Source organism: Sporomusa sp. (genome assembly GCF_057736855.1).
This window is the reverse complement of the sequence record NZ_JBYKYF010000435.1, coordinates 1-1,968: the sequence shown is the minus strand read 5'-3', so window position 1 is coordinate 1,968 and position 1,968 is coordinate 1. Positions and strand designations below refer to the sequence as shown.

Genomic DNA, 1,968 nt, shown 5'->3' with positions numbered 1-1,968 from the left:
AAAAAGAGGCGTGTCACAAGACGTTTTTTCCATAAACGTTTTGCGACACGCCCTGGCAACTATTTTAAATTTTATATGGTTACAATAAGATTTTGTATAACTATAAATGTATTATGTATATAATCTAAGTAGTTACAAGCTTGATGGTTAATAAAAAAACTGTTTTTTTCCAAGCTTTCAACAGGAAATATAATGATATAACCAGAATAAGTATATAATAAGTTCGACTCAATATATTTAGAATTGAATTTGCCCAATTTAAAGAAGGAGTGCATTATGTGAAAGCGGCATTAATAAAGAACTTATCCCAGCATGTCGGTGAGCAAGTTACAGTGCAAGGCTGGGTATATAATCAGCGCTCTTCCGGAAAAATTATGTTTATAATTCTCCGAGATGGTTCCGGATTAATGCAGGGAGTTGCCGTTAAACAGGAAGTAGGTGAAGCGCTTTTCAGTGAAGCAAAAAAACTGACTCAGGAAAGTGCTGTAAAATTAACAGGAATTATCCGTGAGGAACCTCGAGCCGTTGGCGGCTACGAAATGCAAGTAACTGGTCTGGAAATTGTAAGTATTGCAAAAGACTATCCTATCACCCATAAGGAACATGGGGTTGAGTTTTTAGCAGAACATCGCCATTTGTGGATTCGTACACCACGCCAGGCCGCTATATTACGTATTCGTTCTGAAATTGAACATGCGCTCAGAAACTTTTTTTATGAACGTGACTTTGTTCTGGCCGATGCGCCGATTATTACGCCTGCGGCTTGCGAAGGCACAACTACCTTGTTTGAACTTGATTATCATGGCGAAAAAGGCTATTTATCACAAAGCGGACAGCTTTATAATGAGGCTAACGCCATGGCCCTGGGACGCGTATATTGTTTTGGTCCTACTTTCCGGGCTGAAAAATCAAAAACTCGCCGTCATCTTTTAGAGTTTTGGATGATTGAAGCCGAAATGGCTTATTTCGACATACATGATAACATGGATCTGCAGGAAGACATGATTTGTTATGTCGTTCAGCGAGTACTTGATAAATGCCAAAATGAGCTCAAAATACTACAACGTGATATAGAAAATCTGAAAGCCATCAAAAAACATATTCCACGTATTAGTTATACAGAGGCAGTGGAACTGTTACGTCAGTCAGGTGAAGAGTTTACCTGGGGGGATGATTTTGGCGCACCGCATGAGACCATTATTTCAAACCATTTCAATGCCCCGGTATTTGTACATAGTTTTCCGACAGCCATTAAAGCCTTTTATATGAAACCTGATCCCAATAATCCTGACGTAGTTTTAGGGGCTGACCTTTTGGCGCCTGAAGGTTACGGCGAAATTATTGGCGGTGGCCAGCGTATTGACGATCTGGCATTGTTGGAACAGCGTATTGCTGAGCACAAACTGCCAAAAGCTGCCTTTGAGTGGTATCTGGACTTGCGTCGATTTGGTAGTGTGCCGCATTCCGGTTTTGGCCTAGGACTTGAACGAACCGTTGCATGGATATGTGGTTTAGATCATATCCGTGAGACAATACCATTCCCACGTATGCTTCATAAGATGTATCCTTAACATAAAATCGTAGATATACCGCAGATAAATCAATTGATAAAATTGTAAATATTTGTAGGGGGAGATAATATGGTAGAAAGTATTGCCGCGACACATGCGAGGGGTAAATTTGCTACAGACAAAATTTTCGGAGCAGCAGCTGCTGCTAACAAGGCTGTTGCCCAATATGGTAAAGATAAGGTGGTAAATGCCACAATTGGCGCAATTTTGGATGATAACGAAGCTTTGGTTTGTCTACCAACTGTAGAAAAGGTATATCGTAACCTGCCGATCAATGAAATCGTCAACTATGCACCTATTGCCGGTTTGCCTGAGTTTTTAGAAGCGGCAACAGCGTTATCTTTTGCGGATAACCGACCAGAAGCTTATACTGAAGCGGTAGCTACGTCCGGCGGTT

1 protein-coding gene and 1 pseudogene are annotated in these 1,968 nt (G+C 40.9%); both read left to right on the top strand.

All coding sequences use genetic code 11. The annotated features are described in order from the left end of the window. Positions 1 to 278: 278 nt before the first annotated feature. The gene (gene asnS, locus AC29Z1_RS17310; RefSeq protein ID WP_488272691.1) at positions 279 to 1,571 is read left to right on the top strand and encodes an asparagine--tRNA ligase; all 1,293 of its coding nucleotides are present in this window, start codon (positions 279 to 281) and stop codon (positions 1,569 to 1,571) included. A gap of 69 nt (positions 1,572 to 1,640) precedes the next feature. Beyond that, positions 1,641 to 1,968 (top strand): annotated as a pseudogene (locus tag AC29Z1_RS17305) (aminotransferase); the annotation flags it as partial.